Below are 20,320 nucleotides of genomic sequence, written 5' to 3'. Positions count from 1 at the left end.
GTTGCTCGCGATTGGGTCTTGCCCATCAACATCAATGTGTCTGGACGGGCGCATCGCGAGCAAGCTCACTCCTACAGGGGCCAAACGACAGCCACAGATTTTTCCCTCCAAATTTTCCGTCCTTGTCCTACGCTCTGTGTCAGACGGTCGTAGTTGCGAAAGCCGTGTGCCAGAACCCTCGCCAGGTTCGTCACACTGGCAGGTCCGAATCGTAGACGTCATTGGGGACAAGGCTTGAGACAAATAGAAGGACCAGACTTCGGCGCCCGGCACCGACGTCTGAAACGCATGCCCGTGCTCTGGCTGGCGGGCATCTCCATTCTGCTGGTGTGTCTTTCCATCGGCAGCATCACCTTATGGCAGCTGCGCCAGACCCGCATTCACGAGCTGGAAACCGCCAGCACCACGGTCGCCAACCTGTCGCGTTCGATTGCCCAGCAAGCCGACGACACCTTCGATCAGGCCGACATTCCCGTGGCCGGGATCGTCGAGCGGCTGTCCTACGACGGTTTCGGCGCTGCCAGCAGTTCGCGCATGCATGATTTCCTGCGTGCCACCGCCGCCAGCGTCGAGCAGATCCAGGGCCTGTTCATCTATGACAAGGACGGCAACTGGGCGGCCACCTCGATGAACCACATGCCGCCAAATGCCAACAACGCCGACCGTGAATACTTCAAGTTTCATCGGGACATCGACAGCACCTTGCCGCATATCGGCGAGGCGATTCGCAGCCGCACCACCGGCGACTGGATCATTCCGCTGTCGCGGCGGGTCAACGACTCGGCCGGCAACTTCGCTGGCGTGGTACTGGCGACCATCGATCTGGCCTACTTCGAGCGTTTCTTCGACCGTTTCGACATCGGCGAGCGCGGCGTGATCACCCTTGCGATGGCCGACGGCATGGTGTTGGCGCGCCGGCCAATGCTGGAGAACGTCCACGGCGCGTCGATTGCCGATGGCGAGCTGTTTCGCGTTTACCTCAAGGACCATTACGAAGGCACAGCGACGGTGCGCTCGGTGCTCGACCACGAGTTGCGCATGTACGGTTACAAACGCCTGGACCGCTATCCGCTGGTGGCCCTGGCCGGTCTCTCGGAGCCGGAGGTGCTGGACGAATGGCGCCAGTTCGCCTGGCGCTCACTGGCGATCATTCTCTGCGTGCTGGTGGCCAACGTACTGTTCGGGGTGCTGCTGTTCCAGCAGATCCGCTTCGGCCTCAATGCCGAATCGCAGCTGCGCATTGCCACCCACTCGCTGGAAAAACTGGCGTTGCAGGACAGCCTCACGGGCCTGGCCAACCGTCGGCATTTTCAGGAGATCCTCTGTCTGGAATTCGCCAACGATCAGACCAACCTGCACCCGCTGGCGCTGATCATGATCGATATCGATTTCTTCAAGAGCTACAACGACACCTATGGCCATGTCGCCGGCGACAAATGCATCGCCAGCGTGGCCGACTGCATCCGCAGCAACCTCAACCGCACCGGCGATCTGGCGGTGCGTTATGGCGGTGAGGAAATGGCCGTGTTCCTGCCTTACAGCGATGCTCAGGGTGCGTTTACCCTGGCCGAGAAAATCCGTCTGAGCGTGCTGGCAAGAGCCATCGAACACCGCAGCAACCCGGCCGGCATCGTCAGCATCAGCCTCGGCGTGTACGGCTGTCAGGCCGGGGAATGTTCAAGCATGGAGTCGTTTATCGAACGCGCCGATGCGGCGCTGTACACGGCCAAGCATGAGGGGCGCAACCGTACGGTGGCGGGTTGAGCAAAGCTGTTGCGGCAAGATTGGTGTCCGCCATCAACCCACCCTTTGCCCAAGATCTGTAGGAGTGAGCTTGCTCGCGATTTGGCCCTGGCAATCAGCATCCAAGCGCCGGAACAGACGCATCGCGAGCAAGCTCACTCCTACAGGGGCGAGACAGCCCTCCGTCTCGAGACGCGCCGGTCAGGGCTTCGCCACCACCACCTGCGCCACCTTGCCGCGAAACAGTTCCAGGCGGTCGGCGGGTGCGTCGTGCTCGACCACCAGCGCACCGACTTCTTCGCAGGGGGCCACATGGTAATGGGCGATGCTCGCCAGCTTCTGATTGATCACTGCCACGGCGACCTGACCGCTGCGGGCGACCACGGCGCGCTTGAACTCGGCCACGTCCATGTCGAACGCGGTCACGCCCTTGACCGCATCCAGCGCGCAGGCACCGAGGAAGCTCAGGTCGAAATTGAAGTGGCTCACCTGCTGAATCGTGGTGAAGCCATAGGTGCTACCAGCCACCGGACTCAAGCGGCCACCGAGCAGAATCACCTCCACCGCCGGCAGTTTCATCAGCTCCACGGCAATCAGCGGCGAGTTGGTGGTGACGGTCAACGGCATCTGCGGGTCGAGGGCGCGGGCGATGGCCAGGTTGGTCGAGCCGCCGTCGATGAACACATGCTGACCGGCGCCGATCAGCCCGGCTGCGGCCACACCCAGCGAGTGCTTGCGGCTCGGTTCGTGTTCGATGCGCGCGGTCAGCGGACCGTCCGAGGCCAGGGAAATCGCCCCGCCGTAGACGCGCTTGCACAGCCCCGCCGCCGCCAACGCACCAAGGTCGCGACGGATCGAATGCTCGGAGACGTTGAACTCAGCCGCCAGATCGGCGGCAATCACTCGCCCTTTGGCGGCCAGCCGCTCGGTGATCAAACGTTGACGCTCTCCGGGAAACGCTTCGGGACTGGCAGACATGACGCTCCTCGACATCTCGCTGAATCGATCAAAAACGAGCAGAAGCATGCGTGGCGAGCGAACAGGATGTCAAACCTCGCCTACGTATCAATGATGGGACGAAGATCCCTGTGGGAGCGAATTCATTCGCGAAAGGCATTTCAGCCGACCTGCATGTATTGTCTGGAACACCGCTTCGCGAATGAATTCGCTCCCACAAAGAAGAACCGCCTTTCATGAATCAGCTGGAACTCATGCGCCTGTTCGTCCATATCGCCGAAGAAGGCAGCCTGTCGGCAGCGGCCCGGGCGTTGGCGGTGTCGGCGTCCACGGTAACGCTGGGCTTGCAACAACTGGAGCAGCGCGTCGGCGCACGACTGATCACCCGCACCACGCGGCGTCTGTCGCTGACCGCCGAGGGCGAGCGTCTGTTGCAGGACTGCCGACGGCTGCTGCAGGAAATGGACGCCCTGCTCGATGACGTGGCCGGCAGCGGCGAACTGACCGGGCCGATCCGCCTGACCACCACCAATGACTTTGGCCGCCGCCGCATCGCACCGTTGGTCACCGGTTTCATGGCCGAGCATCCGGGCGTGCAGGTGGAGCTATTCTTGACCGACACCGCGATGGACCTGGTGGAATACGGTTTCGACGTGGGGTTGCGCACCGGGCCGTTGAAAGACTCGCGACTGCGGGCGCGCCTGCTGATCAGTGGCCGACGCACCACCAGCGCAGCGCCGGCTTATTGGGAGCGGATGGGTCGGCCGCAACACCCGCGTGAACTGGAGCGGCATAACTGCCTGGTGCTGTCACGCCCAGACGCCCCGATGCGCAACTGGAAGTTCAGCGACAACGGTGCGCCGCTGGTGGTGAAGATCAGCGGCGACCGCAGCGCCAACGATGGCGAGATCCTCCGGCACTGGGCAGTGGACGGCGTCGGCGTGCTGTCCAAGTCCGACTGGGACATTGCCGATGACGTCCGCGCCGGACGCCTGGAAACCGTGCTGGACGACTACGCCTGGGGCGACATGAATTTGTATGCGGTCTACCCCGACAGCCGCCAGGGTTCGCGGCGGGTGGCGGCGTTGATCGAGTACCTGGTGAAGCATCTGTAGCAGTTCGGCTTGCCGGCGGTAGCGACCTTGAATACGCCACCGCCGGCAAGCCGGACTGCTACGAACGATGCGACACAGCTTCAGCATTCTTCGACCCCATCGAAGAGTCCTTTGAATCACCAGCCGATTATCGAAAAGTCGATTTGCCGTAGCCTGAACCCAAGCTGATTTCAGCACTCCATCTTCTTCGAACTCAACGGAGACATCCGATATGAAAATCGATCTGACAGGCAAGACCGCACTGGTTACCGGTTCCACCCTCGGCATTGGCTATGCCATCGCCAAAGGCCTGGCCGAAACCGGTGCCGAGGTGATCATCAATGGCCGCAAACAGGACGCCGTCGAGGCCACCATCGCCCGTCTGCAACAGGAAGTGCCCGGTGCCCGCCTGCGCGGCGTGGCCGCCGATGTCGGCAATGCTGCCGGTTGTGAAGCGCTGGTCAAGGCGGTGCCGCAGGTCGATATCCTGATCAACAACGTCGGTATCTACGGCCCGCAAGACTTCTTCGACACCCCGGACGACGTCTGGCAGCGCTTCTTCGATGTCAACGTGATGTCCGGCGTGCGCCTGTCCCGTGCCTATGCCGACGACATGGCCAAACGCGGCTGGGGCCGGATCGTGTTCCTCTCCTCGGAGTCGGGCGTGAACATTCCGGCGGACATGATCCACTACGGCTTCACCAAGACCGCCAACCTCTCGGTTTCCCGTGGTCTGGCCAAGCGCCTGGCCGGCACTGGCGTGACCGTCAACTCGGTGCTGCCGGGCCCGACCCTGTCCGAAGGCGTGGCCGAAATGCTCAAGGATGAAGTGGCGAAAACCGGCAAGTCGCTGGAAGACAGCGCCGCCGACTTCGTCATGCAGCACCGTCCGACCTCGCTAATCCGCCGCGCTGCAACCATCGAGGAAGTGGCGAACATGGTGGTCTACGTGTCGTCGAAACAGGCTTCGGCCACTACCGGCGCCGCCCTGCGCGTCGATGGCGGCGTGGTCGACACCATCGTCTGACTCCGTCAGTGCGTGCGGGGTGGCCCAGGCCGCCCCGCCGCCTCAGGCACTTTTCAACCAGCGCAAGAATCCACCCTTCTTGATCGCCACCGGCTTCTGCAACAACAGCGACTGACGCACGCCCTGCCGGTACAGCTGCAGCTTGTTCAGCGCCGCCTGCAATTCACCACCGTTTTCCAGATGCTTGCGCAAGGTCGCCTTGTCGATGCGGAACAGCACGCAACCGGTGATACAGCGGAACTGCCCGCGCGAGCGCCCCTCGGCCAGAATGCCCTCCTCGCCCAGCACTTCACCCGGCCCCATGCGCGTGGCTTCAAGCAGACGCTCGCCGTCATGCACGGCCAGGGACATCACCCCGGTGCTGATGATCATCAGCGAATCGGCCACCTCGTGCAGTTCCAGCACGACCTGCTCGGCGTGGTATTCGACCGCTCGCATGTCCTGCGCCAACTGATCGCGCTGCACGCTGCTCAGCGAGCGGAACACCTTCACCTCCTCCAGCAACAGCCGCTGGCGCGTCCAGTCTTGCGCCGCCGAGCTTTGTGCGCTCGGGTTTTGCGGCAGATTGCCGAGCTTGATGCCGGCGGCCTCCAGGTGGCGGTGGGCCAGATCGAACAGCTGATTGCTGACTTCGGTGTGCTGACTGAGCGAGGCGATGAAACCGCGCACTTCGTATTCGATGTAGTCGAGGGTCGAACTCTTCACCGAGGCTTTCGGCGCATGGGAGGCCAGCAACAGCCGCGTGCCCTGCATGGCCCGCTCCAGCGCCTCGATCACCCGCCCAGGCCGCACATGGGCCGGCACCTGCAGACGGATGCTGACACCGTGGACATCGGCCGGACGGCTGAGGTTGAGCACTTTGGCGTTGGCAACGATGGAGTTGGGAATCACCGCCATGCTGCCCATCGAGGTCATCAGGTGGGTGGCCCGCCAGTCGATGTCGACCACCCGGCCTTCGATGCTGTCGATCTGCACGTAGTCGTCGACCTGATAAGGCTTGGTGGTGTTGAGCACGATTCCGGAAAACAGGTCGCTCAACGTGCTGCGCAGCGCCAGACCGCCGACGATTGCCATGCCGCCGGAGGTCGCCAGCAGGCCTTTGACTGGTAACTGCAGGACATAACCGGCTGCGGCGACGATGGCGATCAGGAAGATCCCGGCGCCGATGATGTCCTGAAACAGCCGCGCCCCGTGCTCGACACGGCTGAAAAACATGGCGCTGATGACCACCGTCACCGTGCGCGCGGCAAACAGCCACCAGAGCACACCGAGCACGGTGCTGAGCATGTTCAGCGCGACTTCATCGGTGGACCAGGGCGAGGCCTGCAACGGACTGATGCCGATGGCGATGATCAGCCAACTGAACAGCAGAAAGATCGCCACCCGCCCCAGCGTGCGGCGCAGCAGCCGCAGCGACGGCGTGAGGTGCCAGAACAGCAAGTCCGCCGCGATCACCACGAAGCCGGCAATCAGCGCAACGATTTGCGGAATTTCAACCATGAGCGATTCCCGCCACAGACAAAAAAGCCTGCCCCGGACAAACCGGGGCAGGCGACGTTCAGGCCGTTGTGATCAGGCCACCGGAATCGACGGATCGGCCGCCGCCAGTGCCGAGGCACGTTCGGCCACAGGCGGGTAGATCCACACCGAATTGATCTGCTGCTTGAGGTTCTTGGCCTCCTCCCTCACCAGTTTGAGCTGACGGTCCCAGCCTTCGGTGTACACCGCGCCCCACTCGCCCAAGTCCAGGCAGGTCACGTATTTCGGCTGGCTGTAGGCTTGCGGTGCGACACCGAGCAGGTCGGCGGCGACGTTGTTGCCGGCGTGCCGCCCCAGGGAAATCGCATGCTGGCAGGACATCGCGGCATAGTTGCCGAGGTCATCGGTGGCGGCGTAGGCCGTGTCGCCCGCGGCGTAGATCGCGTCTTGCCCCACCACCTTGAGATTGGCGTCGACGAACAGCCGTCCTTGCGGATCACGCTCGGCCGGAATCTGCTCGGTCAGGCTGCTGGCTCGGAAACCGACCGTCCAGATCACGGTGTTCGATTCGATGTGGCTGCCATCGGCCAGGGTCACGCCATTGGCGTCCACCGCTGCAACGCTTGCACCCACCCGCCACTCCACGCCCAGATCGGCACTGGCTTCGACAATCGACGGACTGATGCCTTCACCGAACGCCGCGCCGATCTTCGGCCCGCGCTCGACCACGATCACCTTGATGTCGGCATCCTGTCCCAGCACGGCACGCAGCCGTGAAGGCATTTCCGTGGCTGTCTCGATACCGGTGAACCCGCCGCCGCACACGACGACGGTGTTGCGGGCTGCCGATGCGGGCTGGTCGGCCAGCGCGTTGATATGACGTTCCAGGTGCGCGGCCGCCTCGATGGTGTCGACGTCGAAAGCGTACTCGGCCACACCCTCAAGGTTCGGTCGTAGCACACGGCTGCCCGTGGCCAGCACCAGACGGTCATACGACAGCGAGCCGCGACTGCCATCGGCACGGGCGTAGCCGACCGACTTGCCGTCGACATCGATACTGTCCGCACTGCCCTGCACGAAGTCGATGCGCGTGGCATCGAACAGCGCCTGCAGATCGGCCTTCATTTCATGGACATTGGGTTCGTAGAAACGTGGGCGGATGCGCAGTTCCGCCTGGGGCGCGAGGACCGTGATCTGCACGTCGTCACGGTCGTTGAGATCAAGCTGACGGGCCGCGCTCAAAGCGCTCCAGACCCCACCGAAACCAGCACCGACAACCAGAATGTTCTGTTTCATTGTTATGTGCTCCGGGCATGTTTCAAAAAATTCGAAAAGCGTCCGTGCAGCCGAAAACGGGCCGCACGCTACGTGCCGCCCCTTCAGAAAAAGCGCGAATCATCGTCATGAATACTAGGAACACCGCCACCGGGCGGTAAACGACATAAAACCCTGAAATCAGGCCAGACGAAGGGCGGTGAAACAGGGGCAGTCAGCGGGAGAAACGGCTGCGGTAATCTCGTGGGGAGGTCGCCAGATGGCGCTGGAAGGTCACGCGCATGCGCTCTTCGTCGCCAAAGCCACAGGCACCGGCGATCTGGTCGATGTTGCGGTCGGAGTCTTCAAGCAGCCGCCGCGCCGCTTCCAGACGAAAAATCTCCAGCGCCTTGGCCGGGCTGCGTCCGGTCTTCTGCTTGTACACCCGGCTGAAATTGCGCGAACTCATGTTGGCCTGCCGGGCCAGGGCTTCGACATCCAGTTCTTCGCGATGCAGGTTTTCGGTGAGCCAGACATGGAAGCCGGCAAAGGTGTCGCCGTCCTGCATCTGCGACTGCAACATTTCGCTGAACTGCGACTGCCCGCCAGGCCGCTTCATGAACACCACCAGTTCGCGGGCCACCTGCATCGCCACGTCGCGCCCGCAGTCGGACTCCACCAGCGCCAGCGCCAGATCGATGCCGGCGGTGACACCGGCAGAGGTCCAGACCATGTCCTGCTGGATGAAAATGGCGTCCTGATCGACGTCCACGCTAGGAAAGCGCGACTTGAGCATGTCGCACATGGCCCAGTGGGTCGCCACGCGCTTCTCGTGGAGCAACCCGGCCTGGGCCAGCAGAAACGCGCCGCTGCACACCGATGCCGTGCGCCGTACCTGGGGCGCGGTCCACGCCAGCCAGTCGGTCAGGTCGTTGTTGTTTTCCAGCGCCTTGAGGATCTCCGGTGCGCCGGGGACGATGACGGTGTCGATGGGTTCGCCGGCAAACGAGGACAGCGGTACAGTGTCCACGCAGACGCCTTCGGCTGTGGTGGTCAGGCCGCCGAGCATGCTGGCGGTGGGCCGTTCATAACCGGGCAGGCCGCGCTCGTTCATGGCCTTGGTCGCGGCCCAGAACACGGTCTGTGCGCCCGTCAGGTCGAGCAGCCCCATTTGCGGATACGCCACGAACAGAACCGTACGCGGACGATTGAACGGTGCGAGCGCTGCGCGAGTCATGGACGTGAATTCCCCGGAAAAACACTATTGTGCCCGGCGAGTGGCAAACCGCTCCAGCGCTATTTGCAGGTCGCGAAGACATGCTGCCGATCGGGACAAATGCCCGGGCAATTCAGTCACAAACAGATTTTTTCAAAGATGATCGCAGCAGAACGCTGCAAGAAGTTTGGATGACCAGAGGCGCACTGCCGTGACACCCCTGGTCTTTCTCGGCGGTATCAAGGTGTCTATTCCTCCTCTTCTTCCTCGTCGTCCACCAGGGTGAACCAGGGTTTCAGTTCGCGCAGCTCGAAGTTGTCTGACTCCGCCCTGGCTCGCCCGATACGGGGAAAGTCGGTCGGTTTGAAGGAAACGGACGAGTCGATGATGTCAGTGCTCGCCGATACAACGGATTTGTCAGCCATGTTTGAGCCTCCCTGTCCAAAGATGTGCGCCACAAGCGCCGAGTGACTATAGACCAGACTCGTGAACCACTCGTCGATTCGCGACCCGCTGGTCACAAACCCACTACAGGAGCGCGCTTGCCCGCGATTGCGGCGGATCAGACGCATCAATGGTGTCTGGCACTACGCCTTCACGGGCAAGCGCGCTCCTACGGCCGAAATGCGGAACGACCTGTAGGAGTGAGCTTGCTCGCGATAGCGATTTCCCTGATCCCCATTTGCTGACTGACCCATCGCCATCGCGAGCAAGCTCACTCCTACAGGTTTTTTGTGGTGGCTGACCCACCGCCTTCGCGAGCAGGGCTCCCTCCCACAGAATTTGTGCCATCAACCTCAGCTCAAAACTCGCCGTACTCCGCACGCATTCGCCCATTGCGCTTGACGTGATACAGCAGGCCGTCGACCTGCTCGATGAACGACAGCGCCGTCTGTCCTGCCGTTGGCACGGTAGTGCCCACGCCCAGGCTCAACGTCAGCAGCGGTGACACGGCGGAGTGTTCGTGGGGAATCTGCTGCTGGCGGACCAGCTGCATGCATTTCTCGGCCACTTGTCGCGCCTTGTCCTGAGACGTCTGCGGCAGCAGCCAGACAAACTCTTCGCCGCCGATCCGCGCGATGAAATCACCCGGATTGTTAGCCGCCTGGGACAGGGTCTTGGCGACGGTGCGCAACGCTTCGTCGCCCTTGATGTGGCCGTAGAGGTCGTTGTACTGCTTGAAGTAGTCGATATCGAGGATGATCAGCGACAGCGGCTGGCCGCTCTCCTGCGCCGCCAGCCATTCGCGCTCCAGCACGGTGTCGAACATGCGCCGGTTGGCGATGCCGGTAAGGCCGTCCTGGTAAGAGAACGTCTCCAGCTGTTTCTGCAGGCGCGTCAGGTGTTCTTCGGTCTTCTTGCGCTCGCTGATATCGAACATGAAACCGATCAGCGCCTCGACCTCGCCGTCCTTGCGCACCACATGCACCACGTCGCGAATCCACACGTAGTCGCCGTCCTTGGTCAGGGCGCGGTAATCGGCTTCGTGATCGACCCCGGCCTTGGACTGCGACACGCAGAAGTTGACCACATAATCGCGATCATCCGGGTGCATGCGCTCGACCCAGTCATTGATGCCGACCCAACTGCCCTGCTCCCACCCCAGCAATGCCTCGATCTGCGGGCCGATGTAACTGAAGGTCATGCTTTGCCAGTCAATGCGCCAGGGAATCGCCTTGGTCGATTCGAGCAGGGTTTTGTAGACATCGCTGTCAGTGCCGGAGGGCAGCGCTTCATCACTCATGGTCGACCACATTCCGCAGGAAAAAGGTGGCGACAGCATGTTGCCGCTATCGGTGCGGTGCAAGACCCGAAGGGATGGCATTCGGGACTTTCCGGACGATTGGTGGCCTTGCAGCTATAACTCACAGACCCTTGCTTGAAACCACGCCGCCCTGTAGGAGCGCGGCTTGTCCCGCGACCGGCTGCGCAGCAGTCGTAGAATCGACGGATGCGGTGTACCAGATTCAGCGCATTTACCGAATTTGCTGCCGCTTCGCGCCAGGTCGCAGGACAAGCCAGCTCCTACAGATGTCGGGAAACCGCTCATACGAGGCCTTCATGCACAGCTATCAGGTGTTGATCATCGGCAGTGGCTTCGCCGGTCAATGCGCAGCGATCAATCTGCTCAAGGCCGGTATCGATGATTTTCGTCTGCTGGAGCGGCGCGAGTTCTACGGCGGTACCTGGTGCCAGAACACCTACCCCGGCGCGGCGGTGGATATTCCGTCGCCGCTCTATTCGCTGTCGAGCGCGCCTTATCCGTGGACACGCTTGTATGCCGGGCAGGCCGAACTGCGCGACTACACCCACCATGTGATCGAACGCTTCGCCCTGGAAAGCCGGATCGAACTGAGCACCCAGGTCGACGGGCTGGTCTGGGACGACGAAACGCAACAATGGGCCGTACACACCAGCCGAGGCATCTTCCACAGCCATTTCGTGATCAACGCCAGCGGGCCGTTGAGCCAGGCGAAGCTGCCGACCTTCGACGGCATGCAACGCTTTCGCGGCGCCAGCTTTCACAGCAATCACTGGGATCATCAGGTCGACTGGCGCGGCAAGCGGGTGGCGGTGGTGGGCAGTGGCGCCAGCGCCGCGCAGATCATTCCGGCGCTGGCTGGCCAAGTGGCCGAACTGCATGTGTTCCAGCGCAGCGCCCACTGGGTATTGCCACGGCCCGATCAGGATTTCAGCGCTTTCGAGCGCTGGTTATTGAGTTGGCCGCCGGTGTATCGGCTGCTGCGCAACTGGGTTTATCTGACTCAGGAAAGCCGGGTGATCGGCTTCAAATACTCGAAAGCCGGCATTGCCCTGGTTGAACGCATGGCCCGCCGCCATCTGGCGCGACAGGTGAGCGACAGCGCTCTGCGCCGTCGGCTGACGCCCGACTTCACCCTAGGCTGCAAGCGGGTGGTGCTGTCCAGCGAGCTGTACCCGGCGCTGACGCAGGACAACGTGACCCTGCACACCGAAGCCATCGCCCGACTGGACGAATCCGGCATCGTCACCGTCAGCCACACCCATGTCGATCTGGACCTGATTGTCTGGGCCACCGGCTTTGACGCCACCGAACAGCCCATCCCCTACCCAGTCCAGGGCCGCGACGGAACGTGGCTGAGCGACGTCTGGCAGCCATTCCCCCGCGCCTATCAGGGCACCTGCGTACCGGGCTTTCCCAACCTGTTTCTGCTGGCCGGGCCGAACACCGGCACCGGGCACACCTCGGCGCTGTTCATGCTGGAGGCGCAGATGCACTACGTGATGGCCTGCATCGGCGCGGTGAGGCGGGAAAAGTTGCACAGCATTGAAGTGCGCCCGGAGGCGGAAGCGCGCTACATGGAGATGATTCACCGCGAGATGAGAAAGACCGTGTGGCACTGGGGCGGTTGCCGCAGCTGGTATCAGAACCGCAGCGGCACCGTGGTGGCGATGTTTCCGGGGTTCAGTTGCAGCTTCTGGTGGATGACCCGCCGCTTGAAGCGGCGGGATCACATCATCAAGTAAAACTCGCCTCATGACGCTGTAGGAGCCGGCTTGCTGGCGAATGCGATAGATCAGACACATCTTCACTGACTGACTCAACGCATTCGCCAGCAAGCCGGCTCCCACGGCCTTCGGCCAGAATCAAGAACGGCCTGCGGTGGCAGGCCTGGCGTGGCTCATCAAGGCAACAACGAGTACACCAGCGCCGAAATCGATACCAGACCGACCACCACGACGAACAGGTTGGACAGCTTGCCTGCGTACTGACGCATCGCCGGAACCTTGCGCACGGCGTACATCGGCATCAGGAACAGCAGCGCGGCGATCACCGGGCCGCCGAGGGTTTCGATCATGCCGAGGATGCTCGGGTTGAGCGTGGCCACCAGCCAGCAGACCACCAGCATGAAGCCTGCAGTCAGACGGTCCAGGGTGCGTGGCGCCGGGCGATGACCGGCTTTCAGCACCAGACCTTTCAGGCCTTCGCTGGCCCCGATGTAGTGGCCGAGGAACGACTTGGTGATCGCGACAAAGGCAATCAGCGGCGCGGCAAAGGCGATGGTCGGGTTGCTGAAGTGGTTGGCCAGGTACGACAGGATCGACAGGTTCTGCGCCTTGGCTTCAGCCAGTTGCTCCGGCGACAGGGTCAGCACGCAACTGAACACGAAGAACAGCACCATCACCACCATCAGCAGGTGCGCGCGGGAAAGGATCTGCGCGCTGCGACGCTCGGCCTGCTCGCCGTACTGCGCACGCTGGTCGACGGCGAAGGCCGAGATGATCGGCGAGTGGTTGAACGAGAACACCATCACCGGAATCGCCAGCCACAGCGTGTGCAGCAGTGCCGACGGCGCCGGTACGCTGGTTGCGGTGCTCAGGATGCCGCCGGTCCAGTGCGGGATCAGATACATCGCCAGGAACAGCAACGCGACGATGAACGGATAAACCATCAGGCTCATGGCCTTGACGATCAGTTGCTCGCCGCACCGCACCACCGCCAACAGGCCGACGATGAGGATGAACGCCAGCAGGCCACGGGACGGCGGCTGCATGTGCAACTGGTGCTCCATGAAGCTGCTGACGGTATTGGTCAGCGCCACGCTGTAGATCAGCAGGATCGGGAACACCGCAAAGAAGTACAGCAGGGTGATCAGCGCACCGGCCTTCTTGCCGAAGTGCTCCTCGACCACGTCGGTGATGTCGGCGCCTTCACGACCGGACAGCACGAAACGGGTCAGGCCACGGTGCGCGTAGAAGGTCATGGGGAACGCCAGTACGGCGAGAATCAGCAGCGGCCAGAAGCCGCCGATGCCTGCGTTGATCGGCAGGAACAGCGTCCCTGCGCCGATGGCGGTACCAAACAGCCCGAGCATCCAGGTGGTGTCCTGGCGCTGCCATTTGGTCATGCTGGAAGTCACGCTTGCGGGCGCGGCGTCGAGGGGTTGTTCGACGCTGTTGGCCTGATCATTCATCCGGTCGTGGTCTCCGTTGCCGGTGATAGCTACACGGTCAAAAGCGCGTCGAAAAGCTCGGCAGTCAGCGCCCCTGACCAGTTCTGTACAGGAAAAAGGGCCGCGATTGTCCGGGATTAGAGAGCAGAATCAAAGGGTTGTCGGAGGGATGGTCACACAATGGCGGGTTTCCGACGGGTAACTGCGACAACTTCACGCAGGCAAAAAGCCTCTGCCCTTCGATTCTGTGGGAGCGGGCTTGCCCGCGAAAGCATCCTGCCAGATACGTATTCGATGACTGACACCACGCCTTCGCGGGCAAGCTCGCTCCCCCAGGTCAGATGTTTATCTTCAAATCAGCGGTCGGCGCCGAAGTCGGATTACCAGCCTGGAATCCGGAGCCCTTCACCCCTCCACCCGCCTCAACGGCACGCTCAACTCCACCCGCAGACCATCACTGCGGCTGTCGAAACGCAACGAGCAGGCGCAGCGCTGGACGATGGCCTGGACAATCGCCAGCCCCAGGCCTGCGCCGGGGCTCTTGCCGTTGCGCCAGAAACGCTGGGTCAGCTTGTCCAGATCCGGCTCGGGAATGCCGGGGCCGTGATCGCGCACGCGAAAATGCGCCTGACCGTCGAAGGTTTCCACGCTCAGTTCCACCTGAGCATCGACCCGGGCGTGGCGCAGGGCGTTGTCCAGCAGATTGCGCAAGGCCGCGACCGCCAGCGCCGCTGGCATTTCCACCGGCGCCCGGGACAACTGCGTCGGCAGGATCAGGGCGATGCGCTGCTCGTCGCCGTGGCAGGCATCGTGAATCGCCAGCCGTGCGACTTTCTCCGCATCACACTGCACACCGTCATCAAACGACAGGCTGCCTTCCACCCGCGCCAGCAACAGCAACTGCTCCAGCGTGCGATGCATGCGGTCGGCGCCTTCCTCGGCATGGGCCAGCGCCCTGTCGCGCTTCTCGCCTTCGGTCATGCGTGCCACTTGCAGGTGGGTCTTGATCGCCGTCAGCGGGCTGCGCAGCTCATGGGCGGCATCACCGGTCAGGCGCCGCTCGCGCTCCAGCGTCTGGGCGATGCGCAGGAACAACTGGTTCTGGCTGTTGAGCAACGGCTGCAATTCGCTGGGCAGGTTCGGCACGTCCAGCGGCTCGACGGAGTCGGCACTGTGCCGGTTCAACGCATCGCGCATGCGGTTGAGCGGCGCCAGCCCGCGACCGATGCCGACCCAGACCAGGCCGAGACTGCCGAACAGCGCCACCAGTACCGGCACCGACGCGGCCAGCAACACCGAGCGCCCCAGCAGGTCGCGCTCGCTCTGGCGGTCGGCGGTACTGACCCGCACGTTGTTGTGCAGCATGGTGTACACGCGCCAGTGGTCGCCATCGATCATCTGGTCGTGAAAGCCACTGGAGTCGGCCTTGAGCGGCTCCTTGGGTGAACTGTCGGTACGCGCCAGCACTTCACCCCGGGAGGAGCTGAGCTGACAGGCCATGCCGTTGGCGATCCCCAGATCGTCGGCGCTGAGGGTCCGCCCTTCGCCGTTGCCAGGCATCTGCATCTGTTCCAGCAGACCGGCGACCATTCGCGCCGAGGCCTCCAGACGCTGATCCAGCGATTCCATCATCTGCGTGCGCAGGTCGCGCAGCATCCACGCCGCCGCCAAGACCCAGATCACGATGAACGCCGAACCCAAGGTCAGGCTCAAGCGCAGCCGCAGGCTCATCATGGCTGTTGCTCCGACGGATCACCGGCCGGACCGAGCCGGTAACCCAGCCCGCGTACGGTTTCGATGATGCTGCCGCCCAGCTTGCGGCGCAGATGATGGATATGCACGTTGAGGGCGTTGCTTTCGACTTCATCGCCGAAACCGTAGACGCAGTCCTTGAGCTGTTCGCTGGACAGCACCCGGCCGTGGTTGTTGAGCAGCGCCTGCAGCAGCGCCTGCTCACGTCGGGACAGGTCCACCGGCTGACCGGCCAGACGGGTCTCCCGGCTGCTTGGGTCATAGGTCAGCACGCCGTGCTCGATCACGTTGACACTGCGCCCGGCCATGCGCCTCACCAGCGTATGCAAGCGCGCGCTCAGCTCGCGCAGGTCGAACGGTTTGAGCAGGTAATCGTCGGCACCGGCCTGCAAGCCATCGACACGGTCAGTCACGGTGTCGCGGGCGGTGAGGATCAGCACCGGAATTTCCACGCCCTGCTGACGCAACTGACGCAGCAGCTTGAGGCCGTCTTCGTCGGGCAGGCCGAGGTCGAGAATCATCACATCGAAATGCGCCGCCGCCAGCATCGCCCGCGCCGCCGAGGCCGCCGCCACTCGGTCGACGGTCAGCCCCTGCGCATCCAGGCCAGCGACAATGCCGCTGGCAATCAGGTCGTCGTCTTCACAGAGCAATACGTGCATGGTCGGCCTCGATCGAAAAAGGCGAGTGAAACAGGATGGGATTAAGGCGCGATTATGCACGTTCGCCGGGCGATTCGACGGGCAAATGTAGCGTTGTGTATCTGGCGCGGCCGTGGATACGCACGGATGCGTTTATGCCGGTTCGGCGACACATCCGGTATACGTGCGGGGCGTCAAATGGGACCCATCGAGACGGCACACAGCCTCTCAAAACGGTCACCCACTCAACGCAAGGAGTCACGTCATGAACTGGAAAAACCTCAGCCTCGCTTCTCTGTTTGCCGTTCTGAGCCTGGGCGCTGTCGGCGCCAATGCGGCGGACGCGGTCAAAGCACACAGCTATATGTATGGTGATCACCTGGACATCGCCAAGGTGGTGTCGGTGAATGAAGGTTCGGCGTCTTGCGGTGTGGTGAATGCACGTCTGACCTATCTGGATTCGATGGGGCAGAAGCAGGCGGTGGATTATCGGACCATTGCTCAGGGCTGTGCGCAGGACAATTGATTATCCGGAGCATGTTGTACTTGGTGGGAGGGAGCCCTGCTCGCGAAAGCGTCAGATCAGACATTGCTGTGTTGACTGACAGACCGCTTTCGCGAGCAGGGCTCCCTCCCACAGGGTTTTGTGTTGTCGGGTCGATTTCGGCACAACCCGGACTGCTACGGAATCAGCGTATCGTCGAGGTGCCGGTTTAATCCGCTGTTAATTACACTCGGTCACCCTCGGCTCACTGAAGATCTGCAAGGTGTGTACATGCGCAAGTTGTTGCTGTCGATACTGCTGTTGTTCCCGCTGCTGGCCCATGCGCTGCCGGGGGGCGACCTGTTCAACAAGAAGCCTGACTTCCTGCCGGTCGGGCAAGCGTTCGTGTTCAGTTCAGAACGTCTGGAGTCGGGAGAAACCCGCCTGTACTGGCAGATTACCGACGGCTACTACCTGTACCAGAAACGCCTCAAGTTCGACGGTTTGCCGCCTGCACAACAACCGCCGCTGCCTGCCGGTGAAGAGCACAACGACGACTATTTCGGCCAGCAACAGGTTTATCGCCAGGGGCTGGAACTGGTGATCCCGGCGTCGGCCCACGGGCAAGTCAAAGTCGGCTGGCAGGGCTGTGCCGATGCGGGCCTCTGTTATCCACCGCAAAGCCAGGTCGTCGATCTGGGTGACGCCGTGGCGAAGGCTACAAACGATCAGGCACAAGCCGCTGTATCGGGTCAGGCACAGGATCAAGCGCTTGCCAGCACCTTGCAGCAACGTTCGCTGGGCTGGAGCCTGCTGATTTTCTTCGGCCTGGGCCTGTTGCTGGCCTTCACCCCCTGCTCGCTGCCGATGCTGCCGATTCTGGCGGGCGTGGTGGTCGGCAGCGGCGCCCGCCCACGGCGCGGTTTCGCCCTGGCCAGTGCCTACGTGCTGAGCATGGCACTGGTCTACGCCGGCCTCGGCGTGGTCGCCGCATTGCTCGGCGGCAACCTGCAATCGACCCTGCAACAGCCTTGGCTGCTTGGCAGTTTTGCCGGGCTGTTCGTGATCCTTTCGCTGCCGATGTTCGGTTTCTTCGAGTTGCAACTGCCGGCGTTCCTGCGTGATCGCCTGGAAAACGCCGGGCGCCAGCGTCAGGGCGGCAGCCTGCTCGGTGCCGGCGTGCTCGGCGCCCTGTCGGGGCTGATGGTCGGCCCATGCATGACCGCACCGTTGGCCGGTGCCCTGCTCTATATCGCGCAAAGCGGCAACGCCCTGCACGGTGCGCTGGTGCTGTTCGTCATGGGACTGGGCATCGGCCTGCCGCTGTTGCTGCTGGTCACCCTCGGCAACCGCTTCCTGCCCAAGCCCGGCGCGTGGATGGATCTGGTCAAGGGCGTGTTCGGTTTTCTGCTGCTGGCGACCGCGCTGATCATGGTTCGCCCACTGATGGCCGAGACCCTGTGGCTGGCGCTGTTCGGTGCACTGTTGATCCTCGTCGCCTTCAGCGCCATCGCCCAGACCCGCACGCTGAAACGCGCCTATCTGATCTGTGCGCCGGCCGGGCTGATCTTCGGCCTGTGGGGCGCCATGATGCTGATCGGCGCTGCCGGCGGCGGTGACGATCCCTGGCAACCGTTGAAGGTCTATGGCGGCGCACGGGCGGTGGCATCCAGCGAACATCGCGAAGCGTTTACAACGCTCAAGGACCCGGCAGCACTGGACCGCGAACTGGCCGCCGCCAGGGCAGACGGTCAATGGGTGCTGGTCGACTACTACGCCGACTGGTGCGTGTCCTGCAAAATCATGGAGAAGGAAGTCTTCGGCCAGCCCGAAGTGCTTCAGGCCCTGAACGGCGTGCGCCTGCTGCGTCTCGACGTGACCGCCGACAACGCCGCCAGCAAGGAATTGCTGGACCGCTACAAGGTGCCCGGCCCGCCCAGTATGCTCTGGATCGGGCCGGACAGTGCCGAGCGTCGCGACCGGCGCATCACCGGCGAAGTCGATGCCAAAGCTTTCACCGCTCACTGGCAAGCCACCCGGGAGCGCGGCTGATGCTCAGCCTTTCCCTCGGCCCGTTCGCGCTGGCGATCAACCACCTGTTGCTGCTCATGGCGCTGGCCGTGGCGACGCTGGTGGGCTGGCTCAGTGGCCGGGCGCGGCGGATCAATCCCGAACGTACGCTGTTCAGCCTGTTCATCGTCGGCCTGCTGATCGCGCGACTGGCCTTCGTGATCGCCTACTGGACGCAATACCGGGACAACCTGCTGCACATCGTCGACATTCGTGACGGCGGGTTTCTGCCCTGGGCGGGTGTTGTCGCGGTGCTGATCGGCTGGCTGTTGCTGGCCTGGCAACGGCCCGCGCTGCGCAAGGCGCTGGGGCTGGCTGTGCTCAGCGGCCTGTTGTTCTGGGGCCTGACCACCGCGGCATTCGACGCTCAACAGGCCAAAACCCGTTTGCCGGAACTGACCCTGCGCAACGCGGCAGGTGAACCGGTCCGGCTTCACGAGCTGGTGGGCAAGCCGCTGGTGATCAACCTGTGGGCCACCTGGTGCCCGCCATGCCGCCGGGAAATGCCGGTGTTGGCGGCAGCACAACAGGCGCACCCAGAGGTGACCTTTCTGTTCGTCAATCAGGCCGAAAGCCCCCGCGATGTGGCGACCTTTCTGACGGCTCAAGGCCTGCATCTGGACAACCTGCTGTTCGACGACAGCGGCGAACTGGCCAAACGCATCGGCTCCGCCGCCCTGCCCACCACCCTGTTTTATCAGCCGGACGGCCGCCTGCTGGGCAGCCATCTGGGTCAATTGTCCAGCGCCAGCCTGAAGCAGTACCTGGACGGCCTCAGCGACATTGTCCCCTCTTCCGTTGCAAGGAGTACTCCATGAGTTTCACCCGCGTATCCGCACTCGCCGTCGTCGGCCTGCTGTCACTGCAAAGCGCCTTCGCCGACGACGAACTGCCCGCACCGATCAAGGCACTGGAAGCCAAGGGAGCAGTGATCAAAGGCAGCTTCGACGCACCGGGCGGGCTCAAGGGCTATGCCGCCGAGGTTCAGCAACAGGGCATGGCGTTGTACCTGACTCCGGACGGCAAGCATGTGCTGGCCGGCAATCTGTTCGATGCAAAGGGTAGCGACCTCAGCGAAGCGCCATTGCAGAAGCTGGTCTACCAACCGATGTACCAGCAGATGTGGGCGCAGATGGAAGGCAGCAACTGGATCGCCGACGGCGCGAAAGATGCTCCCAGAGTGATCTACCTGTTCAGCGACGCCAACTGCCCGTACTGCAACATGTTCTGGGAACAGGCACGGCCCTGGGTCAAGGCCGGCAAGGTGCAGCTGCGCCACATCATGGTCGGGGTCATCCGCGAGGACAGCGCCGGCAAGGCCGCGACCCTGCTGGCCGACGCCAACCCGGAAAAGGCTCTGGAAAAACACGAGCAGGCCGGCCGAAGCAGCACGCTCAAGGCCATGGACAAGATTCCCCAGGACATCCAGGCCAAGCTCGACGCCAACATGAAGCTGATGGAAGACATGGGCCTGTCGTCGACGCCGTCGATTTTCTACAAGGATGCCAACGGCCACCTGCAGCAACAGCAAGGCGCGCCGCGGGCGGACATTCTGGCGAAGATGATGGGGCCGAAGTAGACCTTCCGGCATACCACTAACCGTAGGAGCCGGCTTGCTGGCGAACCCGTCGTGTCAGTCAGCACAGTGTCAACTGACCCCGCGCATTCG

General features: G+C 62.9%; 17 protein-coding genes. 8 read left to right on the top strand and 9 right to left on the bottom strand.

Annotation, left to right across the window (positions count from 1 at the left end; translation table 11 throughout):
• The first annotated feature begins 288 nt into the window (after window positions 1-288).
• The gene (locus tag ACIPL0_RS17875; protein WP_400592090.1) at window positions 289-1,764 is read left to right on the top strand and encodes a diguanylate cyclase; all 1,476 of its coding nucleotides are present in this window, start codon (window positions 289-291) and stop codon (window positions 1,762-1,764) included.
• Between the two features lie 180 nt (window positions 1,765-1,944).
• Here ACIPL0_RS17875 and ACIPL0_RS17870 read toward each other — a convergent pair whose 3' ends face one another.
• Window positions 1,945-2,721 (bottom strand): DeoR/GlpR family DNA-binding transcription regulator, encoded by a 777-nt coding sequence (locus tag ACIPL0_RS17870; RefSeq protein ID WP_400592093.1) that lies wholly within the window; start codon window positions 2,719-2,721, stop codon window positions 1,945-1,947.
• A 215-nt stretch (window positions 2,722-2,936) separates the two neighbouring features.
• On the opposite strand from ACIPL0_RS17870, the gene ACIPL0_RS17865 reads away from it, so the two are divergent.
• Window positions 2,937-3,815: a LysR family transcriptional regulator gene (locus ACIPL0_RS17865; RefSeq protein WP_400592096.1), complete on the top strand. Its 879-nt coding sequence runs from the start codon at window positions 2,937-2,939 to the stop codon at window positions 3,813-3,815.
• A 211-nt stretch (window positions 3,816-4,026) separates the two neighbouring features.
• A complete protein-coding gene (locus tag ACIPL0_RS17860; RefSeq protein ID WP_400592099.1) occupies window positions 4,027-4,821 on the top strand; it encodes an SDR family NAD(P)-dependent oxidoreductase in 795 nt (264 codons plus the stop codon).
• A 42-nt stretch (window positions 4,822-4,863) separates the two neighbouring features.
• Here ACIPL0_RS17860 and ACIPL0_RS17855 read toward each other — a convergent pair whose 3' ends face one another.
• The 5 genes from ACIPL0_RS17855 to ACIPL0_RS17835 all read right to left on the bottom strand — a co-directional run bounded on the left by ACIPL0_RS17855 (window position 4,864) and on the right by ACIPL0_RS17835 (window position 10,514).
• The gene (locus tag ACIPL0_RS17855) at window positions 4,864-6,321 is read right to left on the bottom strand and encodes a mechanosensitive ion channel domain-containing protein (RefSeq protein WP_400592101.1); all 1,458 of its coding nucleotides are present in this window, start codon (window positions 6,319-6,321) and stop codon (window positions 4,864-4,866) included.
• A gap of 72 nt (window positions 6,322-6,393) precedes the next feature.
• Window positions 6,394-7,596, bottom strand: coding sequence for an NAD(P)/FAD-dependent oxidoreductase (locus tag ACIPL0_RS17850; RefSeq protein WP_400592104.1), 1,203 nt, complete (start codon window positions 7,594-7,596; stop codon window positions 6,394-6,396).
• 193 nt (window positions 7,597-7,789) lie between these two features.
• Window positions 7,790-8,791: a GlxA family transcriptional regulator gene (locus ACIPL0_RS17845; protein ID WP_400592107.1), complete on the bottom strand. Its 1,002-nt coding sequence runs from the start codon at window positions 8,789-8,791 to the stop codon at window positions 7,790-7,792.
• A 227-nt stretch (window positions 8,792-9,018) separates the two neighbouring features.
• The gene (locus ACIPL0_RS17840) at window positions 9,019-9,195 is read right to left on the bottom strand and encodes a hypothetical protein (RefSeq protein ID WP_400592110.1); all 177 of its coding nucleotides are present in this window, start codon (window positions 9,193-9,195) and stop codon (window positions 9,019-9,021) included.
• Window positions 9,196-9,572: 377 nt separating this feature from the next.
• On the bottom strand, window positions 9,573-10,514 hold the full coding sequence (locus ACIPL0_RS17835) for a diguanylate cyclase domain-containing protein (RefSeq protein ID WP_400592112.1): 942 nt from the start codon (window positions 10,512-10,514) through the stop codon (window positions 9,573-9,575).
• Window positions 10,515-10,831: 317 nt separating this feature from the next.
• Here ACIPL0_RS17835 and ACIPL0_RS17830 point away from each other — a divergent pair, with 317 nt between their 5' ends.
• On the top strand, window positions 10,832-12,277 hold the full coding sequence (locus ACIPL0_RS17830; RefSeq protein WP_400592115.1) for a flavin-containing monooxygenase: 1,446 nt from the start codon (window positions 10,832-10,834) through the stop codon (window positions 12,275-12,277).
• Between the two features lie 158 nt (window positions 12,278-12,435).
• Here the strand turns inward: ACIPL0_RS17830 and ACIPL0_RS17825 are convergent, their stop codons facing one another.
• The 3 genes from ACIPL0_RS17825 to ACIPL0_RS17815 form a co-directional block, all read right to left on the bottom strand.
• Window positions 12,436-13,725 carry a serine/threonine transporter gene (locus ACIPL0_RS17825; RefSeq protein WP_400592118.1) on the bottom strand — a complete coding sequence of 430 codons (1,290 nt, stop codon included), beginning with the start codon at window positions 13,723-13,725 and terminating at the stop codon, window positions 12,436-12,438.
• Window positions 13,726-14,109: 384 nt separating this feature from the next.
• On the bottom strand, window positions 14,110-15,438 hold the full coding sequence (locus tag ACIPL0_RS17820) for an ATP-binding protein (protein WP_400592120.1): 1,329 nt from the start codon (window positions 15,436-15,438) through the stop codon (window positions 14,110-14,112).
• Window positions 15,435-16,118, bottom strand: coding sequence for a response regulator (locus ACIPL0_RS17815; RefSeq protein WP_400592123.1), 684 nt, complete (start codon window positions 16,116-16,118; stop codon window positions 15,435-15,437). Before ACIPL0_RS17815 ends, ACIPL0_RS17820 begins: the two co-directional genes overlap by 4 nt.
• Window positions 16,119-16,362: 244 nt before the next feature.
• Between ACIPL0_RS17815 and ACIPL0_RS17810 the strand changes: the two genes are divergently transcribed.
• From ACIPL0_RS17810 to dsbG, 4 genes are all read left to right on the top strand, one after another.
• Window positions 16,363-16,623, top strand: a complete 261-nt coding sequence (locus tag ACIPL0_RS17810; RefSeq protein ID WP_400592125.1) for a DUF2790 domain-containing protein — start codon at window positions 16,363-16,365, stop codon at window positions 16,621-16,623.
• 249 nt (window positions 16,624-16,872) lie between these two features.
• The gene (gene dsbD / locus ACIPL0_RS17805) at window positions 16,873-18,633 is read left to right on the top strand and encodes a protein-disulfide reductase DsbD (protein ID WP_400592127.1); all 1,761 of its coding nucleotides are present in this window, start codon (window positions 16,873-16,875) and stop codon (window positions 18,631-18,633) included.
• Complete coding sequence (locus tag ACIPL0_RS17800) at window positions 18,633-19,469, top strand: prolipoprotein diacylglyceryl transferase family protein (RefSeq protein ID WP_400592130.1); 837 nt, start codon at window positions 18,633-18,635, stop codon at window positions 19,467-19,469. Before dsbD ends, ACIPL0_RS17800 begins: the two co-directional genes overlap by 1 nt.
• Window positions 19,466-20,230, top strand: a complete 765-nt coding sequence (gene dsbG / locus ACIPL0_RS17795) for a thiol:disulfide interchange protein DsbG (protein ID WP_400592133.1) — start codon at window positions 19,466-19,468, stop codon at window positions 20,228-20,230. The genes ACIPL0_RS17800 and dsbG overlap by 4 nt, the downstream gene beginning before the upstream one ends.
• Window positions 20,231-20,320: the final 90 nt, after the last annotated feature.

The sequence above is a fragment of the Pseudomonas sp. NPDC090208 genome (genome assembly GCF_044746785.1).
In the GTDB taxonomy this organism is placed as follows: domain Bacteria; phylum Pseudomonadota; class Gammaproteobacteria; order Pseudomonadales; family Pseudomonadaceae; genus Aquipseudomonas.
The sequence above is the reverse complement of the archived record's forward strand: the minus strand, read 5'-3'. Positions and strand labels throughout refer to the sequence as shown.

Coding starts and splice junctions, on each gene's coding strand:
- ACIPL0_RS17875 (WP_400592090.1), top strand. CDS start 289: ATGCCCGTGCTCTGGCTGGCGGGCATCTCCATTCTGCTGGTGTGTCTT.
- ACIPL0_RS17870 (WP_400592093.1), bottom strand. CDS start 2,721: ATGTCTGCCAGTCCCGAAGCGTTTCCCGGAGAGCGTCAACGTTTGATC.
- ACIPL0_RS17865 (WP_400592096.1), top strand. CDS start 2,937: ATGAATCAGCTGGAACTCATGCGCCTGTTCGTCCATATCGCCGAAGAA.
- ACIPL0_RS17860 (WP_400592099.1), top strand. CDS start 4,027: ATGAAAATCGATCTGACAGGCAAGACCGCACTGGTTACCGGTTCCACC.
- ACIPL0_RS17855 (WP_400592101.1), bottom strand. CDS start 6,321: ATGGTTGAAATTCCGCAAATCGTTGCGCTGATTGCCGGCTTCGTGGTG.
- ACIPL0_RS17850 (WP_400592104.1), bottom strand. CDS start 7,596: ATGAAACAGAACATTCTGGTTGTCGGTGCTGGTTTCGGTGGGGTCTGG.
- ACIPL0_RS17845 (WP_400592107.1), bottom strand. CDS start 8,791: ATGACTCGCGCAGCGCTCGCACCGTTCAATCGTCCGCGTACGGTTCTG.
- ACIPL0_RS17840 (WP_400592110.1), bottom strand. CDS start 9,195: ATGGCTGACAAATCCGTTGTATCGGCGAGCACTGACATCATCGACTCG.
- ACIPL0_RS17835 (WP_400592112.1), bottom strand. CDS start 10,514: ATGAGTGATGAAGCGCTGCCCTCCGGCACTGACAGCGATGTCTACAAA.
- ACIPL0_RS17830 (WP_400592115.1), top strand. CDS start 10,832: ATGCACAGCTATCAGGTGTTGATCATCGGCAGTGGCTTCGCCGGTCAA.
- ACIPL0_RS17825 (WP_400592118.1), bottom strand. CDS start 13,725: ATGAATGATCAGGCCAACAGCGTCGAACAACCCCTCGACGCCGCGCCC.
- ACIPL0_RS17820 (WP_400592120.1), bottom strand. CDS start 15,438: ATGATGAGCCTGCGGCTGCGCTTGAGCCTGACCTTGGGTTCGGCGTTC.
- ACIPL0_RS17815 (WP_400592123.1), bottom strand. CDS start 16,118: ATGCACGTATTGCTCTGTGAAGACGACGACCTGATTGCCAGCGGCATT.
- ACIPL0_RS17810 (WP_400592125.1), top strand. CDS start 16,363: ATGAACTGGAAAAACCTCAGCCTCGCTTCTCTGTTTGCCGTTCTGAGC.
- dsbD (WP_400592127.1), top strand. CDS start 16,873: ATGCGCAAGTTGTTGCTGTCGATACTGCTGTTGTTCCCGCTGCTGGCC.
- ACIPL0_RS17800 (WP_400592130.1), top strand. CDS start 18,633: ATGCTCAGCCTTTCCCTCGGCCCGTTCGCGCTGGCGATCAACCACCTG.
- dsbG (WP_400592133.1), top strand. CDS start 19,466: ATGAGTTTCACCCGCGTATCCGCACTCGCCGTCGTCGGCCTGCTGTCA.